Source organism: Micrococcus sp. KRD128 (assembly GCF_017168395.1).
In the GTDB taxonomy this organism is placed as follows: Bacteria; Actinomycetota; Actinomycetes; order Actinomycetales; family Micrococcaceae; genus Micrococcus; species Micrococcus luteus.
This window is the reverse complement of record NZ_JABFAX010000033.1, coordinates 1-390: the sequence shown is the minus strand read 5'-3', so window position 1 is coordinate 390 and position 390 is coordinate 1. Positions and strand designations below refer to the sequence as shown.

1 protein-coding gene is annotated in these 390 nt (G+C 72.6%); it reads left to right on the top strand.

Annotation, left to right across the window (positions count from 1 at the left end; all coding sequences use genetic code 11):
* The coding region (locus J1M44_RS11290) for a transposase (RefSeq protein ID WP_206481099.1) at positions 1–390 on the top strand (390 nt) is incomplete at both ends.

Here is a 390-nt window from a genome sequence, read left to right as displayed (position 1 = left end):
CGCCCGCTCGATGCCGGCCCGTATACCTTCCTCGCCGCCGACGCCCTGGTGCTCAAGGTGCGCGAGGCAGGCCGCGTCGTCGGGGTGCACACCTTGATCGCCACCGGCGTCAACGCCGAGGGCTACCGAGAGATCCTGGGCATCCAGGTCACCTCCGCCGAGGACGGGGCCGGCTGGCTGGCGTTCTTCCGCGACCTGGTCGCCCGCGGCCTGTCCGGGGTCGCGCTGGTCACCAGCGACGCCCACGCCGGCCTGGTGGCCGCGATCGGCGCCACCCTGCCCGCAGCGGCCTGGCAGCGCTGCAGAACCCACTACGCAGCCAATCTGATGGCAGCCACCCCGAAGCCCTCCTGGCCGTGGGTGCGCACCCTGCTGCACTCCATCTACGAC